Source organism: Ensifer sesbaniae (assembly GCF_013283665.1).
GTDB classification, from domain to species: domain Bacteria; phylum Pseudomonadota; class Alphaproteobacteria; order Rhizobiales; family Rhizobiaceae; genus Ensifer; species Ensifer sesbaniae.
Map to the genome: position 1 here is coordinate 3,589,078 of NZ_JABEKU010000001.1, position 17,412 is coordinate 3,606,489.

The window sequence follows — 17,412 nt, forward strand, 5'->3', positions numbered from 1 at the left end:
GCGCTAAAATAAGCACCTCAATTCGCGCGCGAGAAGGTCCACTGGATCTCCGGCTGGCGGCCGACGGCGAAGGTTACGGTCAGTTGCGACGACGCGCGGATGCCGGAAGGATCGGCAAAGAAGATATCCTCTTCGACGGCGAGCTCTCCGTCCTGGCAGGCAAAGAGCCAGATCTCGCCATCCGGCGCGGTCAGAAAGACCTCGCGTGCATTGTTCTGGCGGATGCCGACCGCCGGATGAATATGGAAGCGGGCGACCGCGGTGGCCGTATCGCCTTCGTCCGGATCACTGCCGTCGGCGCGCGACAGCCGGTCGCGACCGCGGATCATGCGGCCACCGTTCAGGACGCCGATGTCACGCTCGTGCACCAGGCCGAAGGCGGCAAGATAACCGTCATGACTTGCCGTCACCGACTCCAGCCGACCCGGCTCGTCCTTGCGCGCCACCGCAACCTTGGAAACGCCTGTCGTCATGATCGGTCCGAGAAAGCGCGACTGCGAGAAGCGTGACGAGGACGTGTCGTTGACGGTCACCGTCGAATGCGCCGCGGTCGTGCGCGACATCTGCCTGAAACGATCGCCGGCAAATTTCGGTGCGCCCGAATTGACGACGAAGCGCGTCTTGCCCGAGGACATTTCGAAGGACAGGCAGCCGGCATGGGCGCTGCGCGAAAGATCGACGGACAGCGGCCGGCCGGTATCCATGATGACGACGGTGTTCTCGATCGCCAGACGCTCGTAATGCGCATGGGGCAGAGACCGGAACGGGTCGCCTGCCGTCTCGTCGTAACGCAGCACGGAGGCCAGTTCATGTGCCAGGACCGAGGTTGCACCGTTGAACAGCGCGAGCTCCCCTCCCTGATGCCGGAAGAAGCGCAGAGCCGGATACATCCGATCGATGCAGGGGATCAGCCGCGACGGCACGTCATGGCCGAGATTGACGTAGGTCTGCCGGAGCGGCAGCAGATCGAGCAACAGTTCGAGCCCGGCCCGCGGGCTGCGCGAGCAATGGCTGCCATCCGGCAGGATCTGGCGGTCGAGTTCGAGGTCGAGATGGCGCGAGGCCTTGCGAATGGCGCTCGGCGAAGCCGGCATGGCGACCGACGCCATGGCAAGCGCAAGCCGCACCCGAAGCCGCGCCTCGCCGTCGCGCACCGTATCGGCGATATGGCGAAGATAACGCACCTGAAGCGCGAGGCTCTTCAGGAAACGGCGATAGAAACCGTGTTCGGCGTTGCGCAGAACCACAGGCGAGTGAGAAAGCCAGGCAATGATGCGCTGGGCGATGATATCAGGATCCCAGGCGATGCCGCCGAGATCGCGGCCATGGGTGGCGATCCAATCGTCGACGATCTGGCGCAAGCGCACGTAGCCGGCGTCCTCGCGGATCGCACGCAGATGTCTCAGCCAGCCGAAGGAGTGGAGACGCGCCGCAAACTCGCGCGACGGAAGATCGATCTCGAACGGCGACTCGCCTTCCGTATCGAGGACGCGGCCGGCAAGCGGGAAACGCCCAGCGAGGATTTCCTCGGCGACAAAGGGATCGACGGCTCTGAGATCGGTCGGCGCGACGATCAGGCGGTTCGGCGTCGTGCCGGTGAAACGCAGGGTGGAGACACGGCCGATCGACAGCCGGCGCGACACGCGGCGCCAGCCTTCACGCACATACAGGTAAGAAAGCCTCCGCCTGCCGGAAAACAACCTCAACGCCGCCGGTTTCCTCATTACTGGCACGACCGCTCAAACATCTGAACGGGCGATGGTCTCGCGCCAGCCGCCGCATGGTGCCAGAGAGACCGTTAAACTTTTATCAATCTTGCCATCTTTGATAGGCCCCTGGCGCGAAAGCGTCAAATGACACGGCAAGACAGGGCCTTGAGCCCATCCTGACCGGCCTGACCGCGGGCCAGCGGTGCTATTTGCGGCGAATCACTGCCGCGTAGAAGCCATCGAGGCCGCCGGCAAAGGGCGCATCGAGCGGCAGCATGGCCGGCGTAGTGCGCATCTCACCAAGCGGCGTGATTGCGTCCTCCAGCCCCGGCCAATCCGCGCGGGAGATCGCAACCCGCTCATAGACGGCGCCCGAACCGACCACCCGCTGGACGACCTCTTCGCCTTCGAGCGGATCGAGGGAGCAATTGGAGAAGACGACGATGCCGCCGGGCTTGACCACGGTGAGCGCGTGGCGGAGCAACCGCTCCTGCAAGGCGGCGAGCTTCGCGATATCTTCCGGGCCCTTGGTCCACAGCACGTCGGGGTGACGACGGGTCGTGCCGGTGGACGAGCAGGGCGCGTCGAGCAAGGCCGCATCGAACAGCGTTTCCGGCTGGAAGTCGGCCATGTTGACTTCCTTCGTCTCCGCCTCCAGGCCGAGCCGCTTCAGGTTGCTCTTCAGCCGGCGCAAGCGGCTGCCGGACTGATCAAGCGCCGTCACTTCGGCGCCGGCGAGGATGAGTTGAGCGGTCTTGCCGCCCGGTGCGGCACAGAGATCGACGACCCGCTTGCCGCTAAGGTCACCGAACAGCCGCGCGGGGATCGATGCGGCGGCATCCTGAACCCACCAGGCGCCCTCTTCGAATCCGGCTAAGGAAGGGATGGCGCCGGAGAATGCGCCGAGACGAACCGAGCCCGTCGGCAACACAGTGCCGCCGAGGCGCTCGGCCCAGCTTGCCGGTTCCGATTTGACCGACAGATCGATTGCCGCCGGTGTGAGCTGTGCTTCGGCGATCTGTTGGGCTGGTCCAGCCCCATAGCGGGCAACTAGGCGCTCAAAGAACCAGTCCGGCATCGCCGGCACATCCCGCATGCTTTCGAGAATGGCATCCTTCTCACGCGACAGCCGCCGAAGAACCGCATTCACGAGATTGGCGAAACGCCGATTGCGCGGATCCGCCTGCGCCTGCTCGACGGCGAGGTCGACGGCGGAATGATCGGGTACATCGAGATAGAGGATCTGCGCTGCCGCCACGGCAAGCACGTGCTCGAGCGCGCGTGCGCCCTCCGGCAAAGGCGTCTGCAGCAGCGAATCGATGGCGGCCTGGATGCGTGGCAGATGGCGAAGTGCGGAGTTCAGGATTGCCCGAACGAGCGCGCGATCGGCCTCGTTGAGCTCGCGGTAGGCCGGATTGCCGTGCTCGCTGTCGAGCATCCCGTCAAGCGAGGTCTTGCGGTCGATGACCGCGGCCAGAATTTTTGCGGCGGCCTGCCGTGCCCTGAGACCCGGTTTTTCCGGGCCGCGCGGAGCGGCGGGCTTCTTCGATTTTGCCGCGGCGCCGTTTCCGTGTGATCGTTTCGGACGTGAATCGTTTTTGTTTTCTGCGGACATCAGGACCAGGGACCTTTGGGCGGTTCGGAACCACCGCGACCCCAACCGGTAGGAGGCACAGAGCGCGATTTGCGCACGGGATTATCAGCACGAACCGGCGGCGTCGAGCCCGAAGACATTTCCTGGGCCATCTGCTGCAGAGCCGCAATCCGGTTTTCCGTGTTCGGATGGGTCGAGAACAGATTGTCCATGCGCTCGCCGGAGAGCGGGTTGATGATGAACATATGCGCCGTGGCCGGATTGCGCTCGGCCTCGTCATTGTGAATCCGATGGGCAGCGCCGGCGATCTTCTCCAGGGCGGAGGCCAGCGCCATGGGCTTGCCGCAGATCTCGGCGCCGCGCCGGTCTGCGGAGTATTCACGGGTGCGGCTGATCGCCATCTGCACCAGCATCGCCGCCAGCGGTGCCACGATGATGGCGACCAGCGTGCCGATGAAACCCAGCGGGTTGTTGTTTTCGCGGTTGCCACTGAAGAAGAAGGCAAAGTTGCCGAGCATCGAGATCGCACCCGCAAGCGTCGCCGTCAGCGTCATCGTGAGGGTGTCGCGATTTTGGACGTGCGCCAGTTCATGCGCCATCACGCCCGCGACTTCATCATAGCTCAGCGCATGCAGCAGGCCGGTCGAGGCGGCAACCGCGGCATTTTCCGGGTTGCGACCGGTGGCGAACGCATTCGGCTGCGGGTTGTCGATGACATAGACGCGCGGCATCGGCAGCCCGGCATTTCGCGCGAGATCACGGACGATGCCGTAATATTCCGGTGCGCTGCGTTCATCGACTTCCTGGGCGCGATACATGCGCAGCACCATCTTGTCGGAGTTCCAGTAGGAGAAGAAGTTCATGCCCGCAGCGATGACGAAGGCGATCATCATGCCGCCACGTCCACCGATGGCGAGGCCCACCGCCATAAACAGGGCGGTCATGACTGCAAGCAGCATGGCGGTGCGGACAAGGTTCATCAAAGTCTCCGGATCGTCGATGTTTCACGTGAATCAGGGTTCCCGTTCTGGGAATGGCATCCTATATGATGGGTGCAAATGCCCCGTTCTTCAATATTGATGCTCGAATCCGGATACGTTCAGATGCAGAACGACAATGACAATGCTCCCGATCGTCCGAAGCGACCACTGCCGCCTGCAGCCATACGCGCACTGAAGGAAGCCGAAGAGCGACGTCGGGCGGAGGTCACGAAGGAATTGCCGCCGGAAATCGGCGGGCGCGGCGGTGAAGATCCTGCCCGCTACGGCGACTGGGAGATCAAGGGGCGGGCGATCGATTTCTGAATTTGAGACTGCAAGCTGTCAGTCGTTGGTCGCGATCTGAATCCGGCTCACGACACCGCACTTCACTTGCGAAGCTTGTTTGTTTCGATCGAAACGGCCGCTGCCCACCCCAACGGGATGGACAGCGGCCGAGAGCGTCAGGCCCTGTTCTGACGGTTGGCGATCAGATCGTCGACGACAGCCGGATCGGCGAGCGTTGACGTATCGCCGAGCGTTCCGAAATCGTCTTCGGCGATCTTGCGCAGGATGCGCCGCATGATCTTGCCCGAGCGGGTCTTCGGCAGGCCGGGCGCGAACTGGATCTTGTCAGGCGTGGCGATCGGTCCGATTTCCGAACGAACGTGCTTCACCAGAGCTGCGCGAAGATCATCATTGCCGATCTCGCCGGCCATCAGCGAGACATAGCAGTAGATGCCCTGGCCCTTGATCGGATGCGGATAGCCGACGACGGCGGCTTCCGAGACCAGGTGATGCGACACCAGCGCGGATTCGACTTCAGCCGTGCCGAGACGATGGCCGGAGACGTTCAAGACGTCGTCGACGCGACCGGTGATCCAGTAATAGCCGTCCTCATCGCGACGGCAGCCGTCACCAGTGAAATACTTGCCCTTGTAGGTGGCGAAGTAGGTCTGGGCGAAGCGCGCGTGATCGCCATAGATCGTACGCATCTGGCCCGGCCAGCTATCAATGATGCAAAGGTTGCCGTCGGCAGGGCCCTCGAGCACGTTGCCCTCATTGTCGACGAGCTGCGGCTGCACGCCGAAGAACGGCCGGGTCGCGGAACCGGGCTTGAGATCGGTCGCGCCCGGCAGCGGCGTGATCAGAATGCCGCCCGTCTCCGTCTGCCACCAGGTATCGACGATCGGCGACTTCTGCTCGCCGACAACGTTGTAATACCACTCCCAGGCTTCCGGGTTGATCGGCTCCCCGACCGAGCCGAGCAGGCGCAGCGACGAGCGCGACGAACGCTGGACGAACTCGTCGCCAGCCCCCATCAGCGAGCGGATCGCCGTCGGCGCCGTATAGAAGACGTTGACCTTGTGCTTGTCGACCACTTCCCAGAAGCGCCCGGCATCCGGGAAATTCGGAACACCTTCGAACATCACGGTCGTCGCCGCATTCGCGAGCGGACCATAGACGATATAGGAGTGGCCGGTGACCCAGCCGACGTCCGCCGTGCACCAATAGACTTCACCATCGCGGTAGTCGAAGACATATTCATGCGTCATCGACGCATAGACGAGGTAACCGCCGGTCGTGTGCAGCACGCCCTTCGGCTTGCCGGTCGAGCCCGACGTATAGAGGATGAACAGCGGATCTTCCGCCTTCATCTTCGCCGGCTCGCAATGCGGCTTCACGGTCGCGATTTCCTGGTGATACCAGAGGTCGCGGCCAGGCGCCCAGGCGGTCTTGCCGCCGGTGCGGCGGACCACCAGCACCTTGTTGACGATGACATGCTGCTTGGCCGCGATATCGATCGCCGTGTCGGTGTTTTCCTTGAGCGGTACCGGCTTGCCGCCGCGCACACCCTCGTCGCAGGTGATGACGAAAGTGCTCTCGCAGTCGACGATACGGCCGGCCAGCGCGTCCGGCGAGAAGCCGCCAAAGACGACGGAATGGATCGCCCCGATGCGGGCGCAGGCGAGCATCGCATAGGCCGCTTCCGGGATCATCGGCATGTAGATGGTGACGCGGTCGCCCTTCTTTACGCCGTGCTTCTTCAGCACGTTGGCGAGGCGACAAACCTGTTCGTAGAGCTGGTTGTAGGTGATCTTCTTGTCGATATAGGGATTGTCGCCTTCCCAGATGATCGCGGTCTTCTCACCATGCGTCTTCAGGTGGCGGTCGATACAGTTGTAGGAGACGTTGGTCAGGCCGTCTTCGTACCACTTGATCGAAACCTTACCCTTGAAAGAGGTGTTCTTGACCTTGGTATAGGGCTTGAACCAATCGATCCGTTTGCCGTGTTTGCCCCAGAACTTTGCCGGGTCCGAAACACTCTCCTCGTACCACTTCAGGTAAGTGGCGTTGTCGAGCAACGTCCGGCTCTTGGCAGACTTCAACACCGGATAGATCTTGGCGGACATTTTTTCCTCCCTGCGCATTTCGATGCCGGCGACCCCTCCCCGGGGCGCTCGCTCGCGCACATTCATAGCAGGTCAAATCCCCGCCGCAATTAGACAAAAGGACATTTGGAACTGAAGAATTGCAATTTTGAGACAAGGACGGTATAGAGGCCCACATTTCCCGGAAATCAGTGGTAGACTCCACGGCCCGCGACACCGGCGCGGACGGACAAAAGGACTATATCCATGGCTCAGCAACTGCTTATGCCCAAGGCAACAGCCGTCTGGCTCGTTGACAATACCGCGCTGTCCTTCGACCAGATCGCGCAGTTTTGCAAGCTGCACCCGCTTGAAGTGAAGGCGATCGCCGACGGTGAATCCGCGCAGGGCATCAAGGGCCTCGACCCGATTGCCACCGGCCAGCTTTCGCGTGACGAGATCGCGCGCGCAGAAGCAAACCCCAACCACAAGCTGAAGCTTTCGGAGCCGAAGGTCCGCGTTCCCGATTCCAAGCGCAAGGGTCCGCGCTACACGCCGGTCTCCAAGCGCCAGGATCGCCCCAACGCCATTCTCTGGCTCGTACGCAACCATCCCGAGTTGAAGGACGCGCAGATTTCGCGCCTCGTCGGCACGACCAAGTCGACGATCGAACAGATCCGCGAGCGCACCCACTGGAACTCCGCTAACCTGACGCCGATGGATCCGGTGACCCTCGGCCTGTGTTCGCAGATCGACCTCGACCTCGAAGTCGAACGCGCCTCCAAGGGCCGTCCGCTGCCGACGGCTGCCGAACTCGGCCAGACGCTGGAGTCGGCTCAGGAAACCGAAAAGCTCGGCTTCAGCTACGAGCGCGAAGAAGAGAAGGAAATCGACGCCGATGCCGTCTTCGCCAAGCTCAAGTCGCTGAAGTCGGACCGCAAGGACGAGGACGACGACGATCAATACTGATCACCGTCCAGTTCGATCAAAGCCCGGATCGACGATCCGGGCTTTTTTGTTGGCCTGTGCTCAAGAAAGTGTTCAGTAAGCCGAACCGGATGGATCGTTGAGGTTGTGACGCTCGGTTCCCTTAAGCGGCGGATTGAAGATGCTGACGAGGATCAGATCTTCATCCTTGCCGCCGCGCAGATAGTGCTTGTCGTGCTGGTCCAGCACGTAAATGTCGCCCTTGGTGATCGGGAAGATCTTGCCCTGCATGTCCTCGACCTCACCGTGGCCGGCGATGCAGTAGCACGCCTCCAGATGGTTGCGGTATTCGAGCAGCGACACGGTGCCAGCGCGCACGACCGTGTGGCATACGGTGAAACCCATGCCATCCTTCTCGGTAAGCAGGCGGTGGCTGGTACCGCTGCCCCATTCGACGAAATGATCGGTTGCCTCGACTTGCTGCAGGCTGCGCACGAACATGGGTCTCTCCATCTGTAAAGATTTCTAATGTTTCCGGGCGAGCTTCCCGCTCATTCCCGTGATGAAACCAGTATCCGTTGACATCGGCAGCCGATCAAACGACGATTCCTCACGGAATAGCTGAGGAAATCTTACAGATGACACTGCCGCCACTTGGCATGCTGCGCGCCTTCGAAGCTGCGGCGCGTTTGGCAAGTTTCTCCCGCGCCGGGGACGAACTGCACGTGACGCATGCCGCCGTCAGCCACCAGATCCGCCTGCTGGAGGAGTGGTTCGGCCGGCCGCTCTTCGTGCGGGAGAAACGTGGTGTGCGGCTGGCGGCGGAAGCCGAGAGCTTGGCAGCAACACTGACATCGGCCTTCGAGCGCATCGCCGCGGAAACGGAGTTGCTGCGACTGAATGCCAAGGCGCAAGTGAGCGTCGCCTGTATTCCTTCGATCGCCACGCGCTGGCTGATACCGGCACTCGGAGAGTTTCTCCGCGATCACCCGGACGTCGACGTCAGGGTCGTCTACGCCATGGCCGAGCAGCAATTGCGCGAAACCGGCTGCGATATCCTCATCACCCTCGGCGCCGATACAAGCGAAGGGACGCGCTCAGACCGGCTGTTTTCACGAATCAACCGGCCGGTTGCCAACCCACGCTACATCGAACGGAAAGGGGACCTGAGGACGGCGCAGGCGATCGCTTCCGCCGATCTGCTGCATGACGAGACAACTTCGCGCTGGCGCGATTGGTCCGCCAAGGCAGGGGTGGCAGCGGGGCAAGCCTTGCGAGGTCCGATCTTCCAGGACTTCAACCTTCTCGCCACGGCCGTCATCGCCGGCCATGGCGTGGCACTGTGCCCCGTCGAAGTCTTCCGGCGCGAAATCGAGAGCGGCGATCTCGTGATACTCTCCGATATCGCCACTCTCGAAAACGAAAGCTATTTTCTCATCACCAAGACCGCACGCTCAAAGGCGGTGTCGGCTTTCAGCGACTGGTTCGCAATGGTTGCCAGATCTTGATGCGAGCGCCACGGCGCTCACATCATAAGCCGGCTCAGAAAGCCTCTAGATTCCGATTCCCCGGCCATGCAAGGCCACGGTGATCTCGTCGAGGATAAGCGGATCGTCGATCGTCGCCGGCATTTTCCAGGGTTGCCGATCGGCGATTTTCTGGATCGTTGCCCGCAGGATCTTGCCTGAGCGCGTCTTCGGCAGCCGCTTGACGCAGATCGCCATCCGGAACGCCGCCACCGGCCCGATGCGCTCGCGAACGAGGCTGATCACTTCGCGTTCGATCTCCGACGTTTCACGGGAAACATTGGAATTGATCACCAGGAAGCCCGCCGGCACCTGGCCTTTCAGATCGTCGGCGATGCCGATGACGGCGCATTCGGCGACATCGGGGTGGCTGGCGCAGACTTCTTCCATCGCCCCGGTCGAGAGGCGATGACCGGCAACATTGATGATGTCGTCGGTGCGCGCCATAATGAAGATATAGCCGTCCTCGTCGAGATAACCGGCGTCAGCGGTCTTATAGTAGCCGGGGAACTCGTCGAGATAGGCCGCGCGGAAGCGATGGTCGGCGTTCCAGAGCGTCGGCAGGCAGCCGGGCGGCAGCGGCAGTTTTACGACGACATTGCCGAGCGTCCCCGGGCCGACCAGATGCCCGGCATCGTCGAGGATCTGAACATCATATCCCGGCAACGGAACGGACGGCGACCCATATTTGACCGGCAACAGGCCGAGGCCCATGGGGTTGCCGGCCACCGGCCACCCGGTCTCCGTTTGCCACCAGTGATCGATGACCGGCACGCCAAGCGCCTTTTCTGCCCAGCGGATCGTGTCAGGGTCCGCCCGCTCACCGCCAAGGAACAGCGCACGGAAGCGCGACAGGTCGTAGCGGCCGACATGGGAAGCGTCAGGGTCCTCCTTGCGGATCGCCCGCAACGCCGTCGGCGCCGTGAACATCACCACGACGCCGTGCTCGGCAATGATCCGCCAATAGGTTCCGGGATCAGGCGTTCCGACCGGCTTGCCTTCGAAGAGGATCGAGGTGCTGCCGTTCAGGAGCGGCCCATAGACGATATAGGAGTGGCCGACGACCCAGCCGATATCGGAGGCGGCCCAGAACACCTCGCCCGGCTGGACGCCGAAGAAATTCTCCATCGACCACTTGAGCGCGACCATGTGACCGCCATTGTCGCGCACCACGCCCTTGGGCTGGCCGGTCGTGCCTGAGGTGTAGAGCACATAGAGCGGATCGGTGGAGGCAACGGGCGTGCATCCGACCTCTTCGCCCGCCTGCTTCGCCGCGGCCAGCGCCGCAGCAAAATCGATGTCGCGTCCCTCCGTCATGGCGGCTTCCGCCATTTCGCGCTGGAAGACGAGGCAATGCGCCGGCTTGTGGGTAGCGATCTCCAGCGCCGCATCGAGCAACGGCTTGTAGGCGACGGTCCGGCCGGGTTCGATGCCGCAGCTTGCGGAAACCACGAGCTTCGCCTGGCAATCGTCGATGCGCACCGCCAATTCGTTGGCGGCAAAACCGCCGAAGACCACGGAATGGACGGCGCCGATCCGGGCGGCAGCAAGCATGGCAACCGCCGCCTGCGGGATCATCGGCATGTAGATGATAATGCGGTCACCCTTGCCGATGCCGAGCTTCCGATAGACGGCGGCCAGCGCCTTCACGTCGGCGAGCAGGGCCGCATAGGAAATGCGCTCGACCCGACCGGTGACCGGACTGTCATAGATGAAGGCGATCTGCTCTCCGCGCCCCGCTTCGACATGACGGTCGAGACAGTTGTAGCAGGTATTCGTCAGGCCATCGGCATACCAGTGCCCATAGGTGCCACGCTCGGCGTCAAAGGCCCGCTGCGGACGTTCGAACCAATCGATGGCGTCGGCGGCACCAGACCAGAAACCCTGCGGATCCGCCTTCCAGGCGGCGTACACTTCGGAATAGCGACTCGCCATTTCCGTTCCTCCCTGTGCATGTTGCCGGACATGTCCGGCCTCCTCATGCGCAAGGATAGGCTAATGAGTGGGCAGGGGAACCCCGACGAAAGCGGTATGCGTCGAGCTCGAGCAATTCCAGCGAAAGCGTGAAAGGGTTCGCTGGAATTGCAAGTTCCTACACTCTGTCGTCAGCGCGCGCCGAAAATGGCCGAACCGACGCGAACGCTGGTGGCGCCGAACTGGATGGCCGTCTCGAAATCGCCGGACATGCCCATCGACAGCTTGTCGAGCCTGCAGGCGGCGGCGAGCTTCGCAAGCAGGGCAAAATGCGGGCCGGGATTTTCCTCGACCGGCGGAATGCACATCAGCCCCTCGATCTGAAGGCCCAGCTCCCGGCGGCAGAGATCGACGAAGGCGACCGTCTCCTCCGGTGCGATGCCGGCCTTCTGCGGCTCGAGCCCCGTGTTGACCTGAACGTAGAACCTGAGGTTCCGGCCCTGCTTCTGCATCTCTGCCGCGAGCGCGCGGGCAATCTTCTCGCGATCGACGGTCTCGATGACGTCGAACAGGGCCACGGCCTCGGCCGCCTTGTTCGATTGCAGCGGGCCGATCAGGTGAAGTTCGAGGTCGGATGTCTCCGCCTTCAGCTCCGGCCACTTGCCCTGCGCTTCCTGCACCCGGTTTTCGCCAAAGACCCGCTGGCCCGCCGCGATCACCGGCCGGATGGTATCGGCGTCGAAGGTCTTGGAAACCGCGACCAGCGTAACGGCGCCCTCGGCGCGATCGGCAGACTTCTCCGCCGCCTGAATCCGGCTCACGACATCCTGCAACCGCTCTTGGACTTCCATCGACCCGTTCTCCGACAAGGAACTATCAAACCACTGACCGAGCGGCTTAGGCAAACTTGACCGACTTGCCAAGGCCATGGCCACACCGGCAGGCTCAAATCCGCCAAAGTGTCGCGGCAAACCCTTCAAAAACTTGACCGTCAGGCGGTTTCGTGGTGAAGGTCACCCCAACTATCATGAGGCGCGCCGATGCGCCGCAGAACTTCCGGAACATCGAAAAGACATGTCTAGCGAACGATACAATCCGCGTGATGCCGAGCCCCGTTGGCAACAGGAATGGGAAAAGCACGAGGTCTTCCAGACCGAGAACGACGATCCGCGCGAAAAGTACTACGTGCTCGAGATGTTCCCCTATCCGTCGGGCCGCATCCATATGGGCCACGTGCGCAACTACACCATGGGCGACGTGGTAGCGCGCTACAAGCGTGCCCGCGGCTTCAACGTGCTGCATCCGATGGGCTGGGACGCCTTCGGCATGCCGGCCGAAAACGCCGCCATGGAACGTGGCGTGCATCCGGCCAGCTGGACCTACCAGAACATCGCCTCGATGAAGGCGCAGCTCAAGGTCATGGGCCTGTCGCTCGACTGGAACCGCGAATTTGCGACCTGCGACCCCGCCTACTACCAGCGCCAGCAGCACCTGTTCCTGGACTTCCTGGAGAAGGGTCTCGTCTATCGCAAGCAGTCGAAGGTCAACTGGGACCCGGTCGACAACACCGTGCTCGCCAACGAGCAGGTGATCGACGGCCGCGGCTGGCGGTCGGGCGCTCTGGTCGAACAGCGCGAGCTGACGCAATGGTTCTTCCGCATCACCGACTTCAGCCAGGAACTGCTCGACGCGCTCGACACGCTGGATCAGTGGCCCGAGAAGGTGCGCCTGATGCAGAAGAACTGGATCGGCCGCTCGGAAGGCCTGTCGCTGCGTTGGGAACTCGTGAACGGTACCGCTGGTGACGCGGCCGAGCTCACCGTCTACACGACCCGTCCGGATACGCTCTTCGGCGCCTCCTTCCTGGCGATCGCCGCCGACCATCCGCTGGCCAGGCAGGTGGCAGCCACCAATCCGGAGGTCGAGGCATTCTGCGAGGAATGCCGCCGCGCCGGCACGTCGCTCGCTGCACTGGAAACGGCAGAAAAGAAGGGCATCGATACCGGCATTCGCGCCAAGCACCCGCTCGATCCGAGCTGGGAGCTGCCGGTCTATGTCGCCAACTTCGTGCTGATGGACTACGGCACGGGCGCCATTTTCGGCTGCCCCTCCGGCGACCAGCGCGACCTCGATTTCGCCCGCAAATACGGCCTGCCGGTCGTCCCCGTCGTCATGCCGAAGGACGGTGATGCCGCGACCTTTGCAATCGGCGACGAGGCCTATATCGGCGACGGCGTGATGATCAACTCGCGCTTCCTCGACGGCCTGTCGACGGAAGACGCCTTCGAGACGGTCGCTTCGAAGCTGGAAAAGGAAACGTTCAACGGCACGCCGCGCGCCGAGCGCAAGGTGAACTTCCGCCTGCGCGACTGGGGCATTTCGCGCCAGCGCTATTGGGGCTGCCCGATCCCGGTCATCCATTGCGACGACTGTGGCGTCGTGCCGGTTCCGAAAGCCGATCTGCCTGTCGTGCTGCCGCCGGACGTCACCTTTGACAAGCCAGGCAATCCGCTCGACCGTCACCCGACCTGGCGCCACGTCGCCTGCCCGCATTGCGGCAAGGATGCCCGGCGCGAGACGGACACGATGGACACCTTCGTCGACTCGTCCTGGTATTTCACGCGCTTCACCGCACCCTGGGAAGACAATCCGACCGACCCCAAGGTCGCCAACCACTGGCTGCCGGTCGATCAATATATCGGCGGCATTGAACACGCGATCCTTCACCTGCTCTACTCGCGCTTCTTCACCCGCGCGATGAAGGCAACCGGCCATGTCGCGATCGACGAGCCGTTCAAGGGTCTGTTCACCCAGGGCATGGTCGTGCACGAAACCTATAGCCGCGGCGAGGGCGCCCAGCGCGAATGGGTTACGCCGGCTGAGATCCGCATCGAAGAGATCGACGGACGACGCCGCGCCGTACTGCTTGAGACCGGCGAGGAAATTGCCATCGGCTCGATCGAGAAGATGTCGAAGTCGAAGAAGAATGTCGTCGATCCCGACGACATCATCGCTTCCTACGGCGCCGATACGGCGCGCTTCTTCGTTCTTTCCGATTCGCCCCCGGATCGTGACGTTATCTGGTCCGAAGCCGGTGTCGAAGGATCGCATCGCTTCGTCCAGCGCGTGTGGCGTTTGGTGAGCGAGGCCGCCGAAAATCTGCGCGCGACCGAGGCTGCACCGGCGTCTGAAGGCGAAGCCCTTGCCGTTTCGCAGGCCGCTCACAAGACGCTGCGCGCCGTCGAGGCGGATTATGACAAGCTCGCCTTCAACAAGGCCGTGGCGCGCATTTATGAACTGGTGAACACGCTTGCCGCGCCGTTGACCCAGGTTGCCGCCGGCAAGGCGGATGCGGCACTCGCTGGCGCCGTAAAGGACGCCACGACGATCCTGATCAACCTGATCGCGCCGATGACGCCGCACCTTGCCGAGGAATGCTGGCGTGAAATCGGTGGCGAGGGGCTGATCGCGGAACGCGGCTGGCCGGCCTTCAACCCGGCGCTGGTCGTCGAGAACGAAATCACGCTTCCGGTACAGATCAACGGCAAGAAGCGCGCCGATTTGACAATCGCCCGCGATGCGGATCAGAGTGCGATCGAAAGCGCCGTCCTGGCGCTTGATGCCGTCAAGACTGCGCTCAACGGCAGCAGCCCCAAGAAAATCATCGTCGTGCCCCAGAGGATCGTCAATGTCGTTGTCTGATAGAGCTGGCGCCCGCATCCGGTCGATCCCGGTGCTGGCAGGTGTTCTTTTGCTGACCGCGCTCGCCGGCTGCCAGGTCAGGCCGCTCTATTCCGATCCTGTCGGCACGTCGACGGCATTGGCGGCCATCGAGATCTCCGATGCCGACGACCGCGTCGAACAGGAAGTCCGCAACGACTTGATCTTCCTTGTGGCGGGCGGGCAGGGCGAACCGGTAAACCCGCAGTATCACCTGGCACTGGAGGTCACGACCCGTGCCATGGGCGTGCTCTATGACCAAGACAAGGACCGAGTGGACCGCGCCAGCGCCGGACGCATTGTCGTCAAGGCGGACTACAACCTGACGAAGATCGGCACGGGCGAGACGATCAAGTCCGGCAACCGTACGGCGGTCGCGCTCGTCGACTTCCCGGTCCAGGAATTTGCCAAGTTGCGCGCCATCCGCGACGGCGAAAACCGCGCCGCAAAGGAACTGGCCGAGCTGATCCGGGCTGATATCGCCGCGGCCCTCAGCCGCTAGTCGGTGTCGGGATGAGCGAAGTCAAGTCGCACGAATTCGACTCCTTCCTCCAGAAGTCCGCCGGGGTCTATCGGCTGTTCATTCTCTACGGGCCCGACCGCGGGCTCGTCTCCGAGCGTGCGTCCGCGCTCGCCGCGCGCTGCGGCGTGCCGCTGGATGATCCCTTTTCCGTCCTGAAACTCGATGTCAGCGAGCTGACGCAATCGCCGGGCCGGTTGCTCGATGAGGTCAATTCGATCGGCCTCTTCGGAGGTGACAAGCTCATCTGGGTGCGGGGTGCGGCCAACGAGAAGTCGCTCGTCGACGCGATGCAGCTTCTGGCCGCCGAACCGCCGTCCGGAAGCTATGTGATCGTCGAGGCCGGTGACCTGAAGAAGGGTGCCGCGCTTCGCAAGATCGCCGAAACGGCCCGTTCTGTGGCCTGCATCGCCTGTTACAGCGACGACATTCGCGGCCTGCAGGCCTTGATCGACAAGGAACTTGGCGACGAGAAGCTGGGAATCACGCCGGCCGCCCGTGCGCGCCTGCTGGAGGCGCTTGGTGGCGATCGCCTGGCGTCACGCAACGAACTGCGCAAGCTCGCCCTTTATTGCCGCGGCAAGACGGCTGTCGACGAGGAGGATGTCCTAGACATCGTCGGCGACGCCAGCGCCATTTCCGTTGACGACGCAGTCGACGCCGTGCTGAAGGGCGATCTCGACGGTCTGCTGCATGCGATGCAGAAGATCACCACGTCGAAGACACCGGCGTTTCTGGTGCTGCAGGCCTGCCTAAGACAGTTCCAGCAGCTCGACGTGATGCGCGCCGAAATGGATGCCAGTCGCCAGCAGGCAGGGCAGGTCATTGCCACGCTCGGCCGCGGTCTACATTTCCGGCGCAAGCCGATCGTCGAAGCCGCCTTGAAGCAATGGACGGCGCCGGCGATACGCCGTGAACTCAATCGTCTTCAGACGACGATCTTTCAAAGCCGCAGCCGTGCCAGCCTGGAAGAAAGCCTGGTCTTGCAGAATCTCATGGCGATCGCCGTGCAATCCGCACGGCGCTGATGCGGTTGACGCAAAGGGAACCCAGCCTGTAGCAATCGATTGCTTCCGTCACTTTCCTCGCCGGTAATTACGCCCGGCACGGATACGGAGGCTTCTGCTAAGCCCAGTGAGACAGAAAGATTAAGTGAATCAATAGATTAGGACGCGCTTTGCGTACAAGGCGCGCCCTTCGGGAGCTCTGAAAATGCCGCTTGAAGCTCTCACCGGCGCTCAAGCAGGCGGCAAATTTCCTCGAGCTGATCGAGCGTCTTATAGGCGATGCGGAGATGGCCACCAGACGCCTTGTGGTTGACGGTCACCTCGAGGCCAAGGCTATCCGACAGGGTGCGTTCCAACGCCAGCGTATCCGCATCCTTCTCGTCGCGGCGCGCTGTCTTGCCGAAATTCGGATCGTTCTGCGCGCGGATATCGTTCTGGGCCATGCGCTCGGCATCACGCACCGAAAGCCCCTTGGCGACGATCGTCCGGGCCAGCGTCGCCGGATCCGACGTGGGAATGAGCGCCCGTGCATGACCCGCGGAAAGCGTGCCCTCCGACAGCATGTCGCGCACCGGTTCCGGCAGTTTCAGCAGCCGCAGGCTGTTGGCGACGTGACTGCGGCTCTTGCCGATGATTTCACCGAGATCGTTCTGCGTATAGCCGTGCTCGGCAATCAATTGTTCATACCCAAGCGCCTCATCAAGCGGGTTGAGGTCCGAGCGCTGAACGTTTTCGACGATGGCGATCTCCAGCGCCGTCCGATCATCGACGTCGCGAATGATCACCGGAATCTCGGTGAATCCGGCTAACTGTGCGGCCCGCCAGCGGCGTTCGCCGGCGATGATTTCGTATCGATCGACACCAATGGTGCGGGCGACAACGGGCTGAACGATACCATGCTGGCGAATCGAATTGGCGAGATCCTGGAGTTCGGTTTCGTCGAACTGTCGGCGCGGGTTGCGCGGGCTGCGCGACACAAACTCAATCGGCACCCGTCGGTCCGGATTGACCGGGACAGGGGCTGCGGCGCCGGTCTGCAGCGGTTGATCCATCTCACCGATCAACGCCGCCAGTCCGCGACCAAGCCGTCTCTTCGAGCTATCGTCGTTCATTTTGTCACCCGATTTAAATTACGCTGCCGAAATG

General features: G+C 62.6%; 14 protein-coding genes. 6 read left to right on the plus strand and 8 right to left on the minus strand.

Features of this window, described 5'->3' with window-relative positions; translation table 11 throughout:
• Positions 1-17: 17 nt before the first annotated feature.
• From BHMPCIPO_RS17405 to htpX, 3 genes are all read right to left on the minus strand, one after another.
• Positions 18-1,700: a heparinase II/III family protein gene (locus BHMPCIPO_RS17405; RefSeq protein WP_246304445.1), complete on the minus strand. Its 1,683-nt coding sequence runs from the start codon at positions 1,698-1,700 to the stop codon at positions 18-20.
• A gap of 214 nt (positions 1,701-1,914) precedes the next feature.
• On the minus strand, positions 1,915-3,324 hold the full coding sequence (locus BHMPCIPO_RS17410; RefSeq protein WP_173517928.1) for an RsmB/NOP family class I SAM-dependent RNA methyltransferase: 1,410 nt from the start codon (positions 3,322-3,324) through the stop codon (positions 1,915-1,917).
• Positions 3,324-4,283 carry a zinc metalloprotease HtpX gene (gene htpX / locus BHMPCIPO_RS17415; protein ID WP_173517929.1) on the minus strand — a complete coding sequence of 320 codons (960 nt, stop codon included), beginning with the start codon at positions 4,281-4,283 and terminating at the stop codon, positions 3,324-3,326. Before htpX ends, BHMPCIPO_RS17410 begins: the two co-directional genes overlap by 1 nt.
• 123 nt (positions 4,284-4,406) lie before the next feature.
• On the opposite strand from htpX, the gene BHMPCIPO_RS17420 reads away from it, so the two are divergent.
• A complete protein-coding gene (locus tag BHMPCIPO_RS17420; protein WP_173517930.1) occupies positions 4,407-4,607 on the plus strand; it encodes a DUF1674 domain-containing protein in 201 nt (66 codons plus the stop codon).
• 137 nt (positions 4,608-4,744) lie between these two features.
• Here the strand turns inward: BHMPCIPO_RS17420 and acs are convergent, their stop codons facing one another.
• On the minus strand, positions 4,745-6,694 hold the full coding sequence (gene acs, locus BHMPCIPO_RS17425; RefSeq protein WP_173517931.1) for an acetate--CoA ligase: 1,950 nt from the start codon (positions 6,692-6,694) through the stop codon (positions 4,745-4,747).
• Between the two features lie 225 nt (positions 6,695-6,919).
• Here acs and BHMPCIPO_RS17430 point away from each other — a divergent pair, with 225 nt between their 5' ends.
• The gene (locus BHMPCIPO_RS17430) at positions 6,920-7,621 is read left to right on the plus strand and encodes a DUF1013 domain-containing protein (RefSeq protein WP_173517932.1); all 702 of its coding nucleotides are present in this window, start codon (positions 6,920-6,922) and stop codon (positions 7,619-7,621) included.
• A gap of 72 nt (positions 7,622-7,693) precedes the next feature.
• Here the strand turns inward: BHMPCIPO_RS17430 and BHMPCIPO_RS17435 are convergent, their stop codons facing one another.
• On the minus strand, positions 7,694-8,080 hold the full coding sequence (locus tag BHMPCIPO_RS17435) for an ectoine synthase (protein WP_173517933.1): 387 nt from the start codon (positions 8,078-8,080) through the stop codon (positions 7,694-7,696).
• Positions 8,081-8,217: 137 nt separating this feature from the next.
• Here BHMPCIPO_RS17435 and BHMPCIPO_RS17440 point away from each other — a divergent pair, with 137 nt between their 5' ends.
• Positions 8,218-9,087, plus strand: a complete 870-nt coding sequence (locus tag BHMPCIPO_RS17440; protein ID WP_173517934.1) for a LysR substrate-binding domain-containing protein — start codon at positions 8,218-8,220, stop codon at positions 9,085-9,087.
• 45 nt (positions 9,088-9,132) lie between these two features.
• Here BHMPCIPO_RS17440 and BHMPCIPO_RS17445 read toward each other — a convergent pair whose 3' ends face one another.
• Positions 9,133-11,040, minus strand: coding sequence for an AMP-binding protein (locus tag BHMPCIPO_RS17445; protein ID WP_173517935.1), 1,908 nt, complete (start codon positions 11,038-11,040; stop codon positions 9,133-9,135).
• A gap of 170 nt (positions 11,041-11,210) precedes the next feature.
• The gene (locus BHMPCIPO_RS17450; RefSeq protein WP_173517936.1) at positions 11,211-11,870 is read right to left on the minus strand and encodes a YggS family pyridoxal phosphate-dependent enzyme; all 660 of its coding nucleotides are present in this window, start codon (positions 11,868-11,870) and stop codon (positions 11,211-11,213) included.
• Between the two features lie 223 nt (positions 11,871-12,093).
• On the opposite strand from BHMPCIPO_RS17450, the gene leuS reads away from it, so the two are divergent.
• From leuS to holA, 3 genes are read left to right on the plus strand one after another with little or no spacing between them, the layout of a single operon-like run.
• Entirely contained in the window at positions 12,094-14,721 is a 2,628-nt protein-coding gene (leuS, locus tag BHMPCIPO_RS17455) for a leucine--tRNA ligase (protein WP_173517937.1), read from the plus strand.
• Positions 14,708-15,241, plus strand: coding sequence for an LPS assembly lipoprotein LptE (gene lptE, locus BHMPCIPO_RS17460; RefSeq protein ID WP_173517938.1), 534 nt, complete (start codon positions 14,708-14,710; stop codon positions 15,239-15,241). The genes leuS and lptE overlap by 14 nt, the downstream gene beginning before the upstream one ends.
• An 11-nt stretch (positions 15,242-15,252) precedes the next feature.
• Entirely contained in the window at positions 15,253-16,287 is a 1,035-nt protein-coding gene (holA, locus tag BHMPCIPO_RS17465) for a DNA polymerase III subunit delta (RefSeq protein ID WP_173517939.1), read from the plus strand.
• Between the two features lie 200 nt (positions 16,288-16,487).
• Here holA and BHMPCIPO_RS17470 read toward each other — a convergent pair whose 3' ends face one another.
• Positions 16,488-17,378 (minus strand): ParB/RepB/Spo0J family partition protein, encoded by an 891-nt coding sequence (locus BHMPCIPO_RS17470; protein WP_173517940.1) that lies wholly within the window; start codon positions 17,376-17,378, stop codon positions 16,488-16,490.
• Positions 17,379-17,412: the final 34 nt, after the last annotated feature.